This is a genomic window from Nocardia amamiensis NBRC 102102, assembly GCF_001612745.1.
In the GTDB taxonomy this organism is placed as follows: Bacteria; Actinomycetota; Actinomycetes; order Mycobacteriales; family Mycobacteriaceae; genus Nocardia; species Nocardia amamiensis.
Genome location: NZ_BDBA01000008.1, coordinates 13,039 through 31,710, shown reverse-complemented (window position 1 = coordinate 31,710; position 18,672 = coordinate 13,039). Strand labels below are relative to the sequence as shown.

Here is an 18,672-nt window from a genome sequence, read left to right as displayed (position 1 = left end):
GTCTCAGTCGTTGTCGGCCAGTGCGGGTGCGGTTGGCAGCGCCTGTGTGTCCGCCGCGTAAGACACCGCACGGCGACCGGGAAGGATCACCGCCGCAGCGGCAGATCCCGCCGCGAGCAGAGCGGCGGCGATGGTGAGCGCGGTGGTGTATCCGTGTGCCAGATCGGAACGCGCGGTCGAATCGCCGATCACGTTTCCTGCGATCGTCACCAGCACTGCCAACCCCAGCGATCCGCCGAGCTGGCGCGAGCTGTTGAGAACGCCCGATGCCAATCCGGCTTGTTCGGCTGTCACGCCGGAGACCCCGGCGACGCCCATTGCCACCATGGCGGCGCCGATTCCGACGCTGCATACCAGCGACGGTCCCAGCACTGCAGTGAAGAAACCGCTGTCCACTGTCGCGCGACCGAACCACACCAGCCCCAGTGCGCCGAGCAGGCCACCGACAACCATCACCTGCCGCGGACCGACTCGAACCATCACACCTTGCGCGATCCGCAGGCCGACGACCACCCCCACACAGAACGGCAGGAACGCCAGCCCGGTTTCGGTGGAGCTGTAGCCGAGGACGCGCTGCAGGAACTGCGAGACGAAGTAGAAACTGGCAATCTGGGCGGACACCAGCATGAAGCCGAACACGGTCGCGCCGACCAGGGAACGTCGCCGCAGGAAGCCCAGCGGAATCAGCGGATCCGCAGCGCGGGATTCGGCCCACACGAACACCGCGAGCGCAATGGTTCCGCCCGCGAACCAGCCCAGCACCGTCGTGGAACCCCATGCATGGTGCTCGGTGGCAATCACCGCGGAGACCAGCGCCGTCATCCCGATCGTGACCGACACTGCTCCGAGCACGTCGACCGGTCCGCGCCGGACCGCCGTCGTGTCGCGCACTCCGCGGGAGACAGCGACCAGAGCGGCGGCGACGAACACCAGATTGACCCACATCACCCAGCGCCAGCCGAGATTGTCGGTCAGCAGGCCACTCATGACCACGCCGAAGGCGCCACCCGCCGCACCGGCGCCACCCCAGACAGCCATCGCTTTCGCGCGCACCGGTCCCTCAGGGAATTCCGAAGTCACCAATGCCAGCGACATCGGCGACAACACCGCTGCCGCGATGCCCTGCACTCCCCGGGCCGCGATCAACTGCCAGCCGTCCTGCGCCGCACCGCCACACGCGCTGGCCACCGCGAAGACGATCAAAGCCGCGAACAGCAGCCTTCGGCGACCGGTCAGGTCTCCCAGCCTGCCTCCCAGCAACATCAAGCCTGCGTAGGGAAGCATGAACGCGTTGATCACCCAGCTCAACGCCGTAGGGCTGAACTCCAGAGCGGTGTCGATATCCGGCAATGCGACATTGACGATCGACAGATCCAGTGAGACCAAGAACATCAGCAGGAAGACCACCGCCAGGATCGCCTTCGGATGTTCAGGTGTGCGTGCGGGCACCGCAACCTCCATAATTTACGAACGCGTTTTTTAATATAGTTAGCACACCCTTACCAGGTTGTCGAGGGCTGTGATACCCACAATGGAGCACCGTGCCTCCCACTTCTGCCCGCAAGCGCGGCCGCCCGATCCGGGTCAGCCGGGAGGCAGTCGTCGCTGCGACGACCCAACTGTTGATCACCGAGGGACTCGGGGGGTTCAGCATGCGGCGACTGGCAGGCGAACTCGGCGTCAGCACCGCAGCGATCTATCACCACTTCCCCACCAGAAACGCGCTGTTCTTCGCCGTCCTCAGCGCTCGCGCCGACGAATTGGACCGTCCGCAACTACCCGACGATCCGCGAGATCGCTTGGTCACGATCGTGGTCTATCTCATCGATACCCTCGACCAGCTGCCATGGGTGCTCGACATCCTCGTCAGGGGCGAGACCTTCGGCCGCGCGGCGATCTGGATCCTTGATGGATTCATCAGTGCCGCAAATGAACTCGGTGCCAGCGACGCGGAAGCATTGTGGATGTACAACGTAATGTGGCGATTCGCGCTCGGCGAGCTCATGACCCGCCGCGCGGCCGACGAACGCCGACAGGCCACGTCCGAGGGACAGCCGCCACCACATTGGACCGACACCGCCACACCGGAACTGCTCGCCGACTTCCCCGCCGTCGTCCGCCTACTGCCGCAATGGTCGACCGCGGCCGCCCGATACAGCACCGCCCACGCAGCACGCCACATCATCGACGGCCTGACCCTCGCCATCGTCGACCCCGACCAACATGCCGAAACCGGACCTGATCCAAGACCGTGCCGACCATGACGACATGGCAGTGCGGATCGTCCGTATAGCTCCAGTTTCTCCGACCATGCCGCGGCGTTCAACTCGGTGGTGAATGCGTTCAGTAATGACATTCGCCATCGGCCACCGCACACATCGGTATCTACCACGCCATCGGCCCGGCTGCGACAGTCGGCAGTGTCATCGATTATCGGGCGCTCACGGGGGACTTCGACAGCGCGTGGAAGGGCATCAACCTCACATGCCCACTGAATCCGGGCAGCGCTCATCTACACGAGATTGGAACGCCATGCAGATGCTCGTCCGACTCCGAAATGTCGCCACGGCTCTCGTCGCGACCGCCGTGCTGGCAACTGCCGGATGCGGCAGCGACACCGAGTCCACCTCGAAACCAGCCGAGACCAACGCGGCCGCAAAGCCCGCGATCGTGCTGGTCCACGGCTCGTTCTCGGACAGCTCGAGCTGGGACACCGTCGCGGAAAACCTGCGCGGTCAGGGCTATAAGGTGGTTCAGCCGGACAATCCGCTGCGGGGCCCCGCCGCGGACGCGGCCGCCGTCACCAAAGCTATCGAAGAGATAACCGGACCGGTCGTCCTCGTCGGGCACTCCTATGGCGGTGCGGTGATCAGCAATATCCACCGCCCGAACATCAAGGCCGAGGTATTCGTGGCGGCCTTCGCACCGGAGCGAGGGGAATCGGTGCTGGCCCTCAGCGATCCCGCTCGTTATCCGGGCAGCAGGATCGAAACAGCGCTGCGCATCCAGCCCACCGAGAACGGGGCGGAGGTGACGATGGCCCCGGAGCAGTTCGGTGCGGTTTTCGCGCAGGATGTCAGCGCCGATGTCGCGGCACGGCTCGCGGCCAGCCAGCGCCCCACCTCTGCCGCCGCGAATGCCGAGCCGAGCGGGGAACCGTCGTGGGCCAAGGTGCCGTGCTGGTACCTGATTTCGACCGACGACCTGACCTTTCCACCCGCATCGCAACGGTTCCAGGCCGACCGCATGCAGGCACGGATCAGCGAAGTGAAATCCTCGCACGCCTCGCCGGTGTCACACCCGGATGAGGTCGTCGCGACCATCACCGCCGCGGCAGCCAGCTCCTAGTATTCCTGGTAGTGGGCCCGCCTGCTCGGTATCGAGACCTACCTCCGCAGGCGGCCCCGAAGGGCCGGCACCGGTCCCGGCTTTCACCAAGATGACACGGTTCGCAGCTCGGCTGTTACAGCCAGCCCGCGTTGCGGGCGATACGGATCGCATCGATACGATTGCGACCGCCGATTTTGGTGATCGCATTCGACAGGTAGTTGCGCACGGTCGCGGACGAGAGGAACAGCGACTGCCCGATTTCGTCGGTGCTGATCCCGGTCTCGGCGGCCCGGAGCACGTCGGCCTCGCGGGTGGTGAGGGGACTGGTGCCGGTTTCGAGCGCCGCGGCGACCAGGTCCGCATCGATCACTCGCTCACCGGCGACGACCTTACGGATGCTGTCGGCGAGCGTCTGTGCCGGTGCGTCTTTGACGACGAAGCCGCGCACATGCGCCTGCAAGGCACGCAGTAGGTACCCCGGTTGACTGAGCCCGGTCAAGATGAGCACCCGGCACTGGGGAACCCGTTCGTGGACACGTTGGGCGGCGCTGAGGCCGTCGAGGCCCGGCATATCGATATCCAGCAGTGCGACATCGGGTCGCGTGCGCACGATTTCGTCGACGATACGATCGCCGCGATCGAGTTCGGCGACCACGTCCATGTCGTCCTCGCGGGAGAGCAACGCCACCAGCGCGCCGCGGATCATGTGCATGTCTTCGGCGACCAACACACGAATCATCGTGTCACCTCCGGTATTTCGATGCGCAGCCGAAATCTGCCGTCTCTGCTCTGTCGCGCGGACAAGGTACCCGACAGCGCTGCGGCACGCTCCGCGAGACCGGACAGGCCATTGCCCGCGCCGGTCTTCTTCAGAGCGCCGTCGTTGACGATTTCCAGAAAGACCATGCCGTCGGCACGGCCGGCGACAATCGAGCAGGTGCGCGCGGCACTGTGCCTCAGCACATTGGTGACGCCTTCGCGGGTTCCCCATGCGAGCGCGTCATCGACTTCGGGCGTGAGCTGTGGCAGGTCGATGTGGTGGTGGGTGTCGATGCCGACGGCGGATAGGAGTGCGGCGGCCCCCTCGGCCTCGGCCTTCAGCGAAACGGTGTGTTCGCCGAGCGTGACCCGGCGCATGGCCTGAAGGGTGTCGCGAGCGAGCGTGGCGACGCTTTGAATCTCCGACCTCGCCGCGCCGGGATCGCTCGCCAGCAACGCGGCGGCCAGGTCACCTTTCAACGACACCGCCGAGAGGCTTTGACCGAGCAGGTCGTGCAGATCTCGGGATACCCGCAGCCGCTCGCGTTCGGCCGCCTGCTCGGCCAGGTCGGTACGCGTTCGGTCGAGCTGGTCCACGGCGCGCACCAGCAGGGCCACGCCGAAGAGGCACGCGGAGAGCACGGTGAACACGACCACCACCTCGATGACATCCGCAGTGATCAGCCACGGGTCGGCACGGTCGGAGTCGACCAGATTGCCCACCGCGGTTCCGATGATCGGCACCGTCACCAGGATGAGCCGGGCCCATCCACGGAACAGCATTGCGGCCGAGGCGATGAAGAACACCTGGCTGATGCCCCACGCTACCGGAAACCAAGTCATCGGAAGGTAAACGAGTGCGGTCAGCAGCAGGAACGTCGCCGGCCAGAAGCGTGGGCGTTCGTTCGGGATCGTGCCGAACGCATGGCGAAGGTGGACCAGGACCACAGCGGCCGCGGCAACCCACAACAGAACCGCGACGCCGAACAGATCGGGGCCCGGCGCGGGCGCCCGCGACGGTGCCAAAGCGCCCGTCGCGCAGGTGGTTCCGATCAGGAGCACCCGCGCGTGCCGCACCGTCACAAGCCAGGGTCCGACGAGAGGTCGCGATGCATCGGTCATGCGCTGCTCCCTGAGCTCGGTACGAGCGACTCGATGTGGCACTCGAGCACCCAGTCGCCGTCGACCTGACAAACGGTGAGCACCACTGACCCGTCCGCCCCGTCGCGGAGCAGCCGCGCCAGCACGGAGCGCAGAGTGGCTCGGAGCGATTCGTCTGCCTGCTCCGGCGGCCCGGTGGCGGGAAGCTCGACCCGCGCTTGGATCCCCGCAGCGGTGAGAAGTGCCGACGCGGAGGCGATCTCATGATGGAACGCCGGATGCTGGAAACCGCGGATCAGTTGGCGGGCCTCGGACAGCCCGCGACGCGAAACATCGACCAGAGCTTCGAGTTCGGTGCGAGCTGATGCGCGATCTCCGCGGGCGGTGAACTCTTCCGCGCGACTCGAGGAGGCGGTGATTTCCACGAGCGCTCGTTGCACCGTCCGCGCAAGTTCACGGTCTATGCGCAGTCGTTCCCTTGCGACTGCCCGCTCGGCGAGGGCCGCCCCGGCACCGCGCAGCCTTCGCAGGGCGACAACCATCCAGACCAGCGTGTATACCGCGATGACTCGCATTCCGGTCGTCACCGACAACCACAGCGCGTCCTGCTCGGACGCGCCGAGCAGCAGCGCCGACGGCGCCGTGGCAGCGACGAGGATCAGCGAGATCGGCAACGCGAGGATCGGCCGCAGTGTCAGGACGACCACCACGGCGACGATGTGCAGGGTGTTCAACCAGGGAGCCCCGAGCACGGGCGTCGCGCCGAGCACAAGCGCGGCCAGTACCGCCAACGTCAACGACGCTTCACGTGGTATGGCGCCACGCATAGCAAAGACTATGTGCCGCAGATAGATCGGCAGGCATACGGTCAGCAGAACGGCGGTCACGCCGACATTGGCCCTCGGGTTGGCGCCAGTGCTGGTCACGGTCGCGAGCAGGGCCAATAGCGCGAGCGCCAGTGCGGCCACGACTGTACCTGCCGCGGCGACATCCACGATGTCGCGCGGCATGCGTGCAGACAGACGCCGCAATGCCCCTGGTGCGGCTCCGCCCCCCTCGAGTCGGGCCGCGCTCTGTGCCGGCGCACGCTCCAACGTGACCGTAACCACCCCCGTGAGTGTTCTCCGATCGCGGATAGTCCACGAGTGACCAATGTTTACGTTCATCCATGATATTAATCATCGAACGCTGTCGACATACACCTCTGGTGACCGTACGGACCGGATGCGATCGTCGATTCCGTGGGTCTAACGAGGGACGTATGGTTCGGCTTGCCCCCTGCACTGGGGGCTCGCGCAAACATCGATCAGCCCGTAGCTTGAAATTCGGGCCGTAGCTTGAAATTGATTTCGGGTCTCCCGCGTGCCGGTTCTCGGAGCGGAGACCCTCGGGTGGACAAATCAGGCAACACAACAGCCATTCTGGGCGCACAGTCAGCAGTGTGCGGCTCGAAGTTGCTCTTGGGAGGGAGCAGACATGTTACGAGGATATCGTTCTTCGCCCGATTGCACTGCGGTAAGCCGTAAATGGTTCCGCGTGCGGTGCCCGCAGCGATAGATCGGACTTCGATGATGACCACCATCGAGCAAGCCAGATTCACTCGGCCGCACGGCCACAACACCAAACCTGTTGCGGGACAGACGGACTCGATGTTGCTGGGCGTGGCGACCGCCAACCCGCCGACGAGGTACAGTCAGCGCGAACTGATCGACCTGCTGGCAATCGACGACCCGAAGATCCGCGGCATCTTCCTCAACGGCGGTATCGAAAGCCGTTATCTCACGTTGCCTCCCGTTGACGACGAAGGAAGTTTCAGGTCCGAGACGCAGGGCGAGTTGCTGGAGAAGCACCGGCGCCATGGCGTAGCAACGGGAGCAGCGGCAATTCGCAAGTGTCTCGAGGAAATCGGCAGGTCACCACATGATGTCGACTACCTCGTGGCGGTGACGACGACAGGATTCCTCACTCCTGGATTCAGTGCGCTGTTGATCAACGAGCTCGGGTTGTCACCATGGACCGCGCGGTTGGATGTCGTCGGAATGGGATGCAACGCCGGGCTGAACGGATTGACCGCCGCAGCCGCGTGGTCGACCACGAACCCGGGCAAGCTAGCGGTCCTCGTCTGCGCCGAATCATGTTCCGCGGCATACGTATACGACGGAACAATGCGGACGGCAGTGGTCAACAGCCTGTTCGGCGACGGCGCAGCCGCCGTGGCGGTCAGCACCGACCCAGCACACGTTCGTCGCGGACAGCCTGCGGCGTGTCCGACGCCGCGGCTGCTGGGCCTGCACAGCTACATGATCACCCACGCGGTGGATGCCATGCGCTATGACTGGGACGACGAGGCCGGAAAGTTCAGCTTCTACCTCGACAAAGAGGTCCCCTACGAGGTCGGTGCGCACGTGGAGACGGTCGTCGACCAGCTGCTCGGCGAGGCCGGGCTGCGGCGCAAGGAGATCACCCACTGGATCGTGCATTCCGGCGGCAAGAAGGTGATCGACGCGGTGAAAATAAACCTCGGTCTGACGAATCACGATCTGCGGCACACCGTGAGCGTTATGCGTGACTACGGAAATCTGTCGAGTGGATCGTTCCTGTTCTCGTATCAACGACTTCTCGCCGAGGGTCGTGTGGCGCGCGGAGAATACGGCGTCTTCATGACGATGGGCCCTGGATCGCAGATCGAAACCGCGCTGTTGCAGTTCTGAGCAGCGAATCGTGAAACCGTCCACGACGAAAGGCAACTCGTGACTGTCAATCCGCGCGAAGACGAATTGCGAATATTCTTCACCGACGTAGCGGCGAATACCGGACTGTCGCCGGATCTCACCGCGTCGGTGGTAGCAGCGTCGATGGCGGCCGAGGACGCCTCGGCGAGGCCGGGGACCTGTGTCGTCCTGCGTATCGACGGGGCGCGGACCGGTCAGCGGTTCGCCTGGCCCGGTCGGGTCACCGTCGGTGATGTGGGCAAATGGGAAGGTGTGCTGCGCCGTCTCGAGCAAGCGCCTGCGCCGATCATCGCCATCGTAGACGGCGACGCCTACGGACCCGCCGCGGAGCTGCTACTCGTTGCCGACTACCGGATCATGCGAGCGGGCACGACCTTCTCGTTCGCGTCGACGGGCGCCGGAGTCTGGCCCGCAATGGGGGTGTATCGCCTTGCCGCGCAGGTCGGTATCGGCCGGGCGCGTGAGCTGGCAGTACAGGGAAGAGCGCTGTCGGCCGAGCTGGCTCGGGCCTGCAGCGTGATCGATGCGGTGGCCGAACCCGGTGCCGAAGCCGACGCAGTTGCCACCGGCCTCGCGATTTTCGAATCCTCTGTCGGGTCCGAGATCGCGATTCGCCGGCGTCTCGTGCTGGACGCAGCGACGACCCGGTTCGAAGATGCGCTCGGCGCGCATCTGGCCGCATCCGACCGAACGCTACGACGCGAGCGAGCCGCATCATGACCACCGCCGCCGAGACCAGCTCGATCACCGGTGACCTCGACCTGGATCGGGTCGAGTTACGCACGGTCGCACGTGAACACGCCGCACTGCTACGCGCGCTCGGCCCGGTCGGAGCCCGCGACGACGTCGCCGCGGCACGTGCCGCCGCGGCGCACCGGGATCTTCGCCGACTGCGCCGGGAGTTCCTGCGCCAGCATCTGAGCACGGTGTACCGCGCGGCAACCAACGACCTCCGGCGTGGTCTACGACTGTCGGAGCTCGGTGCGGCCACGACCGAGCTGTTTCCCGGTCTGCTCCCGGATCCGGAGCAGTTGGGCGCGGACGCCGAGGTGGCGCAGCCGGAGAAGGAGGGCTGGGAGATCGATCAGGGGATCTTCTTCCACGCCGTGTTCGCGGATCCAGTGGCCGGCAACCATCTCCTCGACGAGATGCGCGCCCCGACTACCCGTGCCACCGACCTGCTGCCCGAGTTCCGGTCCACCGGTGCGATCATTCTGCCGGCCGTGCACCTGGTGCGCAGTGGTGCCACGTCGACGATCACGATCACCAACACGGCTTGCCTCAACGCCGAGGACAACCAGCATGTCGCCGACATGGAAACCGCGGTCGACCTGGTGCTGCTGGATCCCATGTCGCACGTCGGCGTCGTCCGCGGCGGAATCATGGACCATCCGCGCTACCGCGGCAGACGAGTCTTCAGTGCCGGAATCAACCTCGCGCACCTGCACCAGGGCAAGATCTCGTTCCTCGACTTCCTGCTGCGCCGGGAGACCGGCTACATCGCGAAGATTCTGCGTGGACTCGCCGAAGACGACGCCGCGTGGCCCGGCGGCCCGGCCTGCAAGCCCTGGATAGCGGCCGTCGACTCCTTCGCGATCGGTGGCGGGGCACAGCTGCTCATGGTCTTCGACCGTGTCATCGCCGGCGCCGACAGCTATATCAGTCTTCCCGCAGCACAGGAGGGCATCATCCCGGGCGCGGCGAACCTGCGTCTGGGGCGGTCGTCGAACTTCCGGTTGTCCCGGGACGTCATCCTGTGGGGCCGCAAGCTCTGGGCGACCGACCCGGACGCCCGTTTCGTCCTCGACACGGTGGTCGAGCCGACCGCCATGGATCACGAGATCGACCAGGCCGCAACAAGACTCGCGTCACCCGCAGTTGTCGCGAATAAGCATATGCTAGTCGGCGCCGAGGAGCCGCAGGATGTTTTCCGCCGCTACATGTCGGAGTTCTCGCGCCACCAGGCCATGCGCCTCTACTCCGCCGACGTGATGGCCAAGACCGGTCGATTCCAGCAGTCGGCGAGCCGATGACGACCGCCATGGACCTGTGCACGGTCGACTACCGCAAGCGCGGACGTATCGCCACCGTGCAGCTGAATCGACCGCACGTGCTCAACGCGATGAATCTCGCCATGCACGCCGAGCTGGCGCGAGTCTGGGACGACATCGAAACCGACGACAACATCTGGCTGGTCGTGCTGAGCGGGGCGGGCAACAAGGCATTCTCGGTCGGTCAGGACCTGAAGGAACTGGTCGGACGAATCGACAACGGCTCGGCCCGGTCGTCGTTCGGCAGCGCCGGAAAGCCGGGATTCCCGCGCATCACCGAGCGGTTCTCATTCGCCAAACCGATCATCGCGAAAGTGTCCGGGTACGCGCTCGGTGGCGGCTTCGAGCTCGCACTGGCCTGCGACATCGTCGTCGCTTCCACGGACGCTCAATTCGGTCTCACCGAGGCCAAATTGGGCCTCATACCGGGCGCGGGTGGCGTCTTTCGGCTGCCCCGCCAGGCGCCCTATCGGATCGCGATGGGACACCTGCTGACCGGACGCACGATGTCTGCCGCGCGTGCCTTCGAACTCGGTTTGGTCAATGACGTGGTCTCCGAGACCGACCTCGATTCGTGTGTGGAACGCTGGGCCGCCGACGTTCTCGCCTGCGCGCCGTTGTCGATTCGCGCGATCAAGGAGGCCGCCGCGGCGTCGATCTCGATGCCGCTACCCGCTGCCTTTGCTGCCGAGTACCGGTGGGAGCGCATCCGCGCCGACTCCGCCGACGCCGAGGAGGGCCCCCGAGCCTTCGTCGAAAAACGAGCCCCGAACTGGACCGGACGATAGGAGCAGAATGAATTCACCAAAGCTCGGCCGCGATGTCGTATTCGACTACCTCCGCGATGCCGGAGTCGAATACGTCTTCGGCGTCCCCGGCACGCAAGAAATCCCGTTGATCGACGCAACCACGATTCCGGAGAACGAGGTCGACTATATCCCGTGTCTGCACGAAAACATCGCCATGGGCGCCGCGATGGGGTACGCGCGCGCATCCGGGCGGCCCGGTGTCGCGCTGGTGCACATCACACCGGGTGCGGCCAATATCATCGGGAACCTTTTCAATGCGTACACGTCGAATATTCCGGTACTCGTCCTGTGCGGTCAGCAGCACAGTGACCTGTTGATCCAGGAGCCACTGCTCGGCTCCGATCTGGTACGCACCGCCGGGCAGTATGCGAAGTGGGCGCACGAAGTCCGGGACGCCGACGAGATACCCATCGTGATGCAGCGCGCCTTCAAAGAACTGCTCTCCCCTCCGTTCCGCCCCGTCTTCCTCTCCATTCCGTGGAACTTCTTGATCGAGCAGCCCACTTTGCAGGAGAAAGCCCGCACGACTCGAATCGCGCACGCCGTCACCGGCGACCCTGCAGGCGTCTCCGCAGCGGTCGAGACGCTCGCGAACGCGAAGAATCCGGTCCTCCTGGTCGGCGACGGCGTCGGCGAGGCCGGTGCCTGGCCGGAAATCGAACGGCTCGCGAATCTGCTCGGTTCCGCGGTGTATTCCGAGTTCCAAGCGAGCCGGATGAACTATCCGAACGACCTACCGCACTGGCAGGGCGAGTTGCTGCCGATCCAGGACGGCATTCACATGCAGCTGGAGGGATTCGACACCATATTTCTCATCGGTGTGAATTCACACGCGCAGATATCGGTCTTCCGCTGGGAGAAGGGCCCGATCATTCCGGCGCAACTGATCCAGGTCGCGTTGCACAACGATCCGTGGCAGATCGGCAAGAACTACTACTCCGAGGTCGGTGTCCTGGGCGACATCAAGAAGACGCTGCCGCTGATCATCTCCGGCATCGCCGATCACGCCCGCTTCGACAGGACCTCGGCCGAATCCCGGAACAAGAAGATCCTGCGGCTCGGCGCGCAACGCGATGAATCGTTCTCGATCACAGCCTATGAACTGCGTCGCCCCGAGAACGAAGCCCCGATCCCCGGTCATCAGGTAGCATTCGTCCTCGCGGAAGTACAGAAGACCCTGGACAAGCCGATTACCGTTCTGAACGAGGCATTCTCGATCGGAAGCTTCATCCAGAAGGCGATAAACTACGATTCACCGGATGCCTACTTCTGCACCTCGGGCGGCTCACTGGGATTCTCCCTTCCTGCCTCGATCGGAATTTCCCTGGCTCTGCGGCAGGAGCGTTTCGTCGTCAACATCGTCGGCGACGGCTCGGCCCTGTTCCACACCAACTCCTGGTGGACCAGCAGCAAGTTCGACCTGCCCGTGCTGTACCTCGTCGTGAACGATTCCCAGTACACATCCCTGATGATCGGCCTGGGCCTGATCGAGAAGGTCTACGGTTGGAAGCCGACGAACCCGGCCTCTTACCTGAGCCTCGGCGATCCCCCACAGGATTTCGCGGCGATCGCCAAGACATTCGATATCGGCAGCGATGTGGTCACCGATGCGAGCAAACTGCGCAGAGCCATAGAACGCGGATTCAAGGTGATTGCGAACGGCAAGCCGTATGTCATCGATATCCGTACCGATCCCGGCGCGCCCGGCAAACCGCCCACCGTGGATGTACTTCTGGCCGAAAAGCCCGGTGTGGACCTCGATCTCGTCGAAAAGCTGCGCCAAATGGGCCCTCCGTGAGAGCGAACCCGAGGAGACACTGATGCGTACACCCGACACTTTCATCGCCGCGCTCGGCTCGTTCCTGCCCGCGACGGTCACCGCCGGGCAGGCGGTGGCACAAGGCCTGTACCCGGCCGAAACCGCCGAGATGCACGAGCTCGGCGGTGCGGCGGTTGCCGGCCCGATACCCGCACCGGAAATGGCGCTACGGGCCGCGGAGATCGCGGTCAAGCGGTCGGGCCTGGCCGCGGACGAATTCGATCTGCTGCTGTACGCGAGCACCTGGCTGCAAGGGCCGGAAGGCTGGCTGCCGCACCCATATCTCCAGCGGCATCTCGTCGGCCCGATACCGGCATTGGAGATCCGACAGGGCTGTAACGGAATGTTCTCCGCACTGTCGATGGCCGTCGAATACCTCCGTGCGGATCCGGAGCGGCGCAGCGCACTGCTGGTTGCCGCGGACAACTTCGGCACGCCCCTGATGGACCGCTGGCGGATGTCGGCGCTGTTCATCGCGGGCGATGCCGCCTCGGCGGTGGTGCTCACCAAGACGGACGGGTTCGCCCAGTTGTTGTCGGTGTGCTCCACCTCGATTCCCGAGGCGGAAGAGATACACCGGGCCAGCGAACCACTTTTCCCGCCCGGTGTTTCGCTCGGGCAGTCGCCCGATTTCTTCGCCCGCCTGCAGGAAATCACCGCCAAGGTCGCGGCCGCTCCCGAATCGCCACTGGGAGCGGCCATGGCCAGGGTGCGCGCGGAGATCCCGGTGGTGGTCGGCCAGGCGCTCGACGAGGCCGGTATCGGCCTCGACGACATCGCCCGGGTGGCGTTCTTGAATTGCTCGCGCGAAGCCACCGAGCAGCGCTGCATGGTGCCCCTCGGGCTGCCGATGGAGAAGTCGACCTGGGACTTCGGGCGGATGATCGGCCACTGCTCGGCCAGTGACCAAATTCTGTCCTTCGAGCACCTGATCACGACCGGACAACTCGGCGCGGGGCAGTACCTGCTGCTGTTCGGCTCGGCGCCAGGAGTTCTGTTGTCCGCCGCCGTCATCAAAGTGCTGCGCGAGCCGGGGTGGACCGAATGACGAGGAGTGAGAACGACATGTCGCATCGACCGAACGCCAACGATTTCCAGAGTGCAGGCGCCGAGCCCGTGGCGGTGATCGGCATCGGCTGCCGGTTCCCCGGCGATGTCGGATCACCGGAGGACTTTTGGCGCCTCCTCGCCGCGGGCCAGGACACCTACGGTGAGATACCGGACGAGCGCTGGGCTCGTTACCGGCAGCACACGCCGCAGTTCGCGACCGCCTTGCGGCACACCGTCACCCGCGGCAGCTTCTTGCGCGACATAGACCGATTCGACGCGGAGTTCTTCGGCATCTCGCCCCGCGAGGCCGCGCTGATGGACCCGCAGCAGCGGCTGCTGCTCGAGGTCACATGGGAGGCGCTGGAACAGGCCGGGCTCCCGCCGCGCGAGCTGGCCGGCAGCGACACCGGAGTGTTCGTCGGTGTCTGCACCGGCGACTACGGCGCACTGATGCTGGAGGATCTCGCGAGCATCGAGGCATGGACCGGCATCGGGGCGGCGACCTGTGCGGTGGCCAACCGCATCTCGCACTCGTTCGATCTGCGCGGCCCCAGCGTCGCGGTGGACACCGCGTGCTCGGCGTCGCTGGTTGCCCTGCACCTGGCCACGCAGAGTCTGCGCAATGCGGAGTGCGAGGTGGCCATCGTCGGCGGGGTCAACCTGGTTGTGACCCCGGGACAGACGCTCACGCTGCACGCGGCGGGCGCCCTCGCGCCGGACGGGCGCAGCAAGGCGTTCGACGCCGCCGCCGATGGCTACGGGCGCGGTGAGGGGTGCGGCGTCGTGGTGCTGCGCAGGCTCGCCGACGCGCAACACGACGGCGACCAGGTGCTCGCGGTCGTGCGGGGCAGTTCGGTCAACCAGGACGGCCGGACCAACGGCATCATGGCGCCGTGTGGCGAGGCCCAGGCGCATGTCATGCGGCGAGCCTGCGCGCACGCGGGTATCGATCCGGCCACCGTCGATTTCGTCGAGGCACACGGTACCGGCACTCGGCTCGGTGACCCGATGGAGGCGCAGGCACTCGCCGCGGTGTACGGATCGAGCCGCCCGACCGGCGAGCCCTGCCTGATCGGTTCGGTCAAGTCGAACATCGGTCATCTCGAAGGGGCCGCCGGAGTGGCGAGCGTCATCAAGACCGTGCTGGCCTTGCACCGGGCGGAAATTCCGCGCTCGCCTCTGGTGACCGAGCTCAACTCGGAAATTCCGTGGGACAGAGGTGAGATCCAGCTGGTCACCGAGCACATGCCGTGGCCGGCTCGCAGCGGTCCGCGCCGGGCCGGGGTGTCCGGTTTCGGTTACGGCGGCACCGTCGCACATGTGGTGCTGGAGCAGGCACCCGAATCGGCTGATGCACCCGCCGCCGAGTCCGATGGCGAGATCGGCCGGCTGTTCCCACTCTCCGCGGCATCCGATGCCGCCCTGCGGGCATACGCCGATCGGCTTGCGGACTGGCTGACCGAGAGCGCAGGCCACGTGTCACTCGAGTCGGTCGGGCACACCCTGGCCGTGCGCCGGTCGCGCCTCGACCGGAACGCGGTCGTCGTGGCCGGAGACGAGAACGAGTTGGTCGCGCGGTTGCGCGAGCTGGCGGCCGAGCGGCCGGATCCGGGCGTGGCAACCGGGGCTTCCGCCGCCGAGCCCGGCAAAGGCCTGGTGTGGGTCTTTTCCGGGCACGGCTCGCAGTGGCGTGGCATGGGCCGAGACCTGTTGGCCGTACCGGAGTTCGCGGCCGTCGTCGACGCGGTCGAGCCGATCTTCGGCGAGGAGATCGGGTTCTCGCCGCGGAAGGTCTTGATCGACGACGAAGTCGACGGTGTGGACCGGATCCAGACAATGATCTTCGTGATGCAGGTCGGCCTGGCCGAGGTGTGGCGGTCCTACGGCGTGACGCCTTCCGCCGTCATCGGCCACTCGGTCGGCGAGATCGCCGCCGCGGTCGCCAGCGGAGCGCTGTCACTCGCCGACGGCGCCCGGCTGATCTGCCGCCGCTCGATCCTGCTGCGCCGCGTGGCGGGCCAGGGTGCCATGGTGATGGCGACGATGCCGCTGGACGAGGCGGCCGAGCGGCTCTCCGACCGAACAGATCTGGTTGCGGCGATCGCGTCCTCGCCGCTGCAGTGCGTACTTTCCGGAGATCCCGACGCGATCGAGGAGGTGATCGAGCGCTGGCCGGCCGAGGGCGTCGGGGTCCGCCGGGTCGCGTCCGATGTCGCCTTCCACAGCCCGCACATGGATCCACTGCTCGCCGACCTGGCCGCGGCCAGCGCAACGCTGACCTATCGGCCACATTCCGTGCGGATGTACTCGACAGCGCTGCCCGACGCCCGGTCCGAACCGGCGACGGACGGACACTACTGGGTCGCGAACCTGCGCAACCCGGTGCGACTGGCTGGGGCGGTCGAGGCCGCGCTGGCGGATGGTTTCCGCGACTTCCTGGAGATCTCGCCGCACCCGGTTGTGGCGCATTCGATCCGCGAGACAATTGGCGAGAGCGATGTCGAGGATGCGTTCGTGGGCACGACGCTGCGCCGTGAACTGCCCGAGCGGCAGACGTTCCTGGCAGCCCTCGGCGCCGTGCACTGCCGTGGGATTCCGGTCGACTGGACCAGATTGCAGCCATCCGGCGAGCTGGTCGGCCTGCCCGGATATGCCTGGCAAGGACGCCAGCTGTGGCACGCGCCCTCGCTGGCAGGGCGGGTGCCCGGCCCTGGCCACGACATCGACTCGCACACCCTGCTCGGCACGCCGACCAGCATCGCGGGCAGCGAACTGCGTGTCTGGCGCTCGGTGCTGCAGGACGACAACCGTCCATACCCCGGCAGCCACGCGCTCAACGGCGCCGAAATCGTCCCCGCCGCAGTGCTTGTCGAGACGTTCCGGCAGGCCGGCCGCCTGATCGCGGAACAGGTCGAACTCACCGCCGTCGAGATGCGGCACCCGTTGCTCACCGACGGCACGCGCGAGATCCAGGTCGTCGGTGACCCGGATCGGGGTGAACTGCGGATTGCATCGCGAACGCCCGCCGAGGATCCGGAGGAAGACCCCTCGTGGCTGATCCATGCACAGGCAGCGACGGTGCCGGACGAGGCGCGGACTCCACTGCAAACGAGTCTGGGCGACCCTGCGGCGCAACGACTACTGCCGGTCGATCCGCAGCTCGTCCGCCAGCGGCTGGCCGCTGTCGGAGTGCCGGAAACCGGGTTCGACTGGACGGTCGAGGAACTGCAGTACGGGGTCGATGTGGTGCGGGCGCGGGTGACCGTGGCGCCTGGCGGTGCAGCCACCTGGGCGCCGCTGCTCGACGCCGTGATGTCGGTCGCGCCCGCCGCTTTCGCCGGTGACCCGGCCCTGCGCATGGTCGTCCGGATCGACAACGTGACAACCGCAGGCACACCACCACAACGGGCGCTTATCGAAGTCGCGTTGGACAAGGACCGCGCCGACATCGCCGACGGGCTCGTCGCCGACGTCGACGGCACGGTGGTGGCTCGTGTGACCGGCATGGCGTACCCGGTCATCGATCGCCCGGTCGAGGACGATCCCGCGTCGGGCGCTGCCACCGAATCCAGGCTGTCGCTCACCGACCTGACGCCGGAGCGTTTGCGCGAGGTGATCTCGGAGGAAGTGACCGGCACGATCGCGGCCGAAATGCGGTTGTCCGCGGCGAGCGACCTGCATCCGCGCCGACCGCTGCTGGAACAGGGCCTCGACTCCGTCATGACCGTGACGATCCGCAAGAAACTGGAAAAACGGTTCGGCCACAAGCTGCAGGCCACCGTCTTCTGGCAGCAGCCGACTGTCGTCGCGATCGCCGACCACCTGACGGAAATGCTGTCCGGCAGCCAGTCGTAGGAGAGGCGACTCCGGTGCCGCCTGACCAGAACCTGCTTGCACCGATGCGGAGCTGGTTCCGCATCGGTGCGCAGGACACCGCCCTTCGAGGCCGTGCTGAGCACCCTCCACGCCGCGCGGGGGCGGCCGCCCACTGGATACCGGACGTGGACGTTCGCTTCCTTCTCATCGCGCCGTTCGTTCGTGCCATCGAGTCGGCGGTCCGCATCGCGGTATCGGTGGCGTCGTGCAGCCGGATCGTGAACCAGGCGACCGATCGGTGCGCTTCATGCCGGTCGTGGCATCAGTTCGGCAAGTTGCTTCGCCTGCAATGTTTTCAGTCTCACTTCGACCCGTTCCGGCTCCCCCGGATCGGTCGTCGCCGGGTCGTAGGCGAAGCAGACTCGGTTCGGTCGGTCGATTCTGAATTCGATGTTCGCCCACAGCGGATGAGTCATCGGCACATCGATGTGTTTGAACCGGCCCGCCCATACCAATACCCGTCCGCCGACAGTCACCGCGATCGCGCCCGAGACCGCCCGCCGCTCCCATTCCACGAGACGACCGGATGGCCGGAAACTGCGACGGATGACCGAACCAGTCAGGCCCTCCTCACAGAACACAATGTCGGAGGCGTTCAGCGACGCACGCAGGTCCTCTGGTAACCGCCCCGACCCGAACAGCAACCGCTGCAGGGCATTCACCCATCCAGCTTAATCCACTTCTCCTTCGATGGTCGGGCTGCTGTAGCTCCGATCTCGCAAGGTCGGCGAGGTCGGTCCAGCCGAGCGCGGCGAGCAGTCGATCCTGGGTGGCGCGGCTGAAACCGGTGGTGAGCGCGACTCGTACGCCGACCGAGCGCAGCGCCGAAATAGCCTCGGCGGCACCGGGAATCGGGGCGATCCGCACCTCATCGATCAGGCGGTCATAGGTGTTCTCGAAAGCGCGGTTGGCCAACTGTGCGCGGTCCTCGTCACCGAGCAGGGCGCGGAACACCGCGATCTTCGATTGGCCCATGGTGTCGAGCACGTATCGGCGGGCACGGTCGCGGTGCGGGCCTTCGGGTTCGATCCCGGCTTCGGTGGCGGCGGCCTCGAAGGCGCGCAGCACGAGGCCGCTGTCGGCGACGGTGGTGCCCGCCATGTCGAGGACGGCGAGGTCGATCTTTTTGTCCGGCATAGTTGTTT

The 18,672-nt window shown here is 66.0% G+C and carries 14 protein-coding genes and 1 pseudogene; 9 read left to right on the top strand and 6 right to left on the bottom strand.

Translation table 11 applies throughout. The features are described from left to right. Positions 1-3: 3 nt before the first annotated feature. On the bottom strand, positions 4-1,449 hold the full coding sequence (locus tag NA4_RS02705) for an MFS transporter (protein WP_245671058.1): 1,446 nt from the start codon (positions 1,447-1,449) through the stop codon (positions 4-6). A 92-nt stretch (positions 1,450-1,541) separates the two neighbouring features. On the opposite strand from NA4_RS02705, the gene NA4_RS02700 reads away from it, so the two are divergent. Beyond that, on the top strand, positions 1,542-2,264 hold the full coding sequence (locus NA4_RS02700; RefSeq protein ID WP_067463302.1) for a TetR/AcrR family transcriptional regulator: 723 nt from the start codon (positions 1,542-1,544) through the stop codon (positions 2,262-2,264). Between the two features lie 220 nt (positions 2,265-2,484). Then, entirely contained in the window at positions 2,485-3,348 is an 864-nt protein-coding gene (locus NA4_RS02695) for an alpha/beta hydrolase (protein ID WP_245671056.1), read from the top strand. Positions 3,349-3,463: 115 nt separating this feature from the next. Here NA4_RS02695 and NA4_RS02690 read toward each other — a convergent pair whose 3' ends face one another. From NA4_RS02690 to NA4_RS02680, 3 genes are read right to left on the bottom strand one after another with little or no spacing between them, the layout of a single operon-like run. Further along, a complete protein-coding gene (locus tag NA4_RS02690) occupies positions 3,464-4,069 on the bottom strand; it encodes a response regulator transcription factor (protein WP_067463298.1) in 606 nt (201 codons plus the stop codon). Further along, positions 4,066-5,211 (bottom strand): sensor histidine kinase, encoded by a 1,146-nt coding sequence (locus NA4_RS02685; RefSeq protein WP_084496743.1) that lies wholly within the window; start codon positions 5,209-5,211, stop codon positions 4,066-4,068. The genes NA4_RS02690 and NA4_RS02685 overlap by 4 nt, the downstream gene beginning before the upstream one ends. Further along, positions 5,208-6,200, bottom strand: coding sequence for a hypothetical protein (locus NA4_RS02680; protein ID WP_067463294.1), 993 nt, complete (start codon positions 6,198-6,200; stop codon positions 5,208-5,210). The genes NA4_RS02685 and NA4_RS02680 overlap by 4 nt, the downstream gene beginning before the upstream one ends. A gap of 558 nt (positions 6,201-6,758) precedes the next feature. On the opposite strand from NA4_RS02680, the gene dpgA reads away from it, so the two are divergent. The 7 genes from dpgA to NA4_RS02645 are packed head-to-tail and all read left to right on the top strand — an operon-like array spanning position 6,759 to position 17,506. Beyond that, positions 6,759-7,901 (top strand): 3,5-dihydroxyphenylacetyl-CoA synthase DpgA, encoded by a 1,143-nt coding sequence (gene dpgA / locus NA4_RS02675; protein ID WP_084496742.1) that lies wholly within the window; start codon positions 6,759-6,761, stop codon positions 7,899-7,901. A 39-nt stretch (positions 7,902-7,940) separates the two neighbouring features. Continuing rightward, positions 7,941-8,642 carry an enoyl-CoA-hydratase DpgB gene (gene dpgB, locus NA4_RS02670; RefSeq protein ID WP_084496741.1) on the top strand — a complete coding sequence of 234 codons (702 nt, stop codon included), beginning with the start codon at positions 7,941-7,943 and terminating at the stop codon, positions 8,640-8,642. Further along, positions 8,639-9,955, top strand: a complete 1,317-nt coding sequence (dpgC, locus tag NA4_RS02665) for a (3,5-dihydroxyphenyl)acetyl-CoA 1,2-dioxygenase DpgC (RefSeq protein WP_067463290.1) — start codon at positions 8,639-8,641, stop codon at positions 9,953-9,955. The genes dpgB and dpgC overlap by 4 nt, the downstream gene beginning before the upstream one ends. Then, positions 9,952-10,761 (top strand): enoyl-CoA-hydratase DpgD, encoded by an 810-nt coding sequence (gene dpgD / locus NA4_RS02660; protein ID WP_084496740.1) that lies wholly within the window; start codon positions 9,952-9,954, stop codon positions 10,759-10,761. Before dpgC ends, dpgD begins: the two co-directional genes overlap by 4 nt. A gap of 7 nt (positions 10,762-10,768) precedes the next feature. After that, positions 10,769-12,580: a thiamine pyrophosphate-binding protein gene (locus NA4_RS02655; RefSeq protein WP_067463283.1), complete on the top strand. Its 1,812-nt coding sequence runs from the start codon at positions 10,769-10,771 to the stop codon at positions 12,578-12,580. A gap of 22 nt (positions 12,581-12,602) precedes the next feature. Continuing rightward, positions 12,603-13,649: a ketoacyl-ACP synthase III family protein gene (locus NA4_RS02650; RefSeq protein WP_067463282.1), complete on the top strand. Its 1,047-nt coding sequence runs from the start codon at positions 12,603-12,605 to the stop codon at positions 13,647-13,649. Between the two features lie 17 nt (positions 13,650-13,666). After that, positions 13,667-17,506, top strand: coding sequence for a type I polyketide synthase (locus NA4_RS02645; RefSeq protein WP_067463279.1), 3,840 nt, complete (start codon positions 13,667-13,669; stop codon positions 17,504-17,506). A 266-nt stretch (positions 17,507-17,772) separates the two neighbouring features. On the opposite strand, the gene NA4_RS42040 is transcribed toward NA4_RS02645, so the two are convergent. Together NA4_RS42040 and NA4_RS02635 are read right to left on the bottom strand one after the other, a co-directional pair. Next, a complete protein-coding gene (locus tag NA4_RS42040) occupies positions 17,773-18,042 on the bottom strand; it encodes a hypothetical protein (protein ID WP_218022235.1) in 270 nt (89 codons plus the stop codon). Between the two features lie 205 nt (positions 18,043-18,247). Next, positions 18,248-18,664: pseudogene (locus tag NA4_RS02635) on the bottom strand (HAD family hydrolase); the annotation flags it as partial. Positions 18,665-18,672 lie beyond the last annotated feature (8 nt).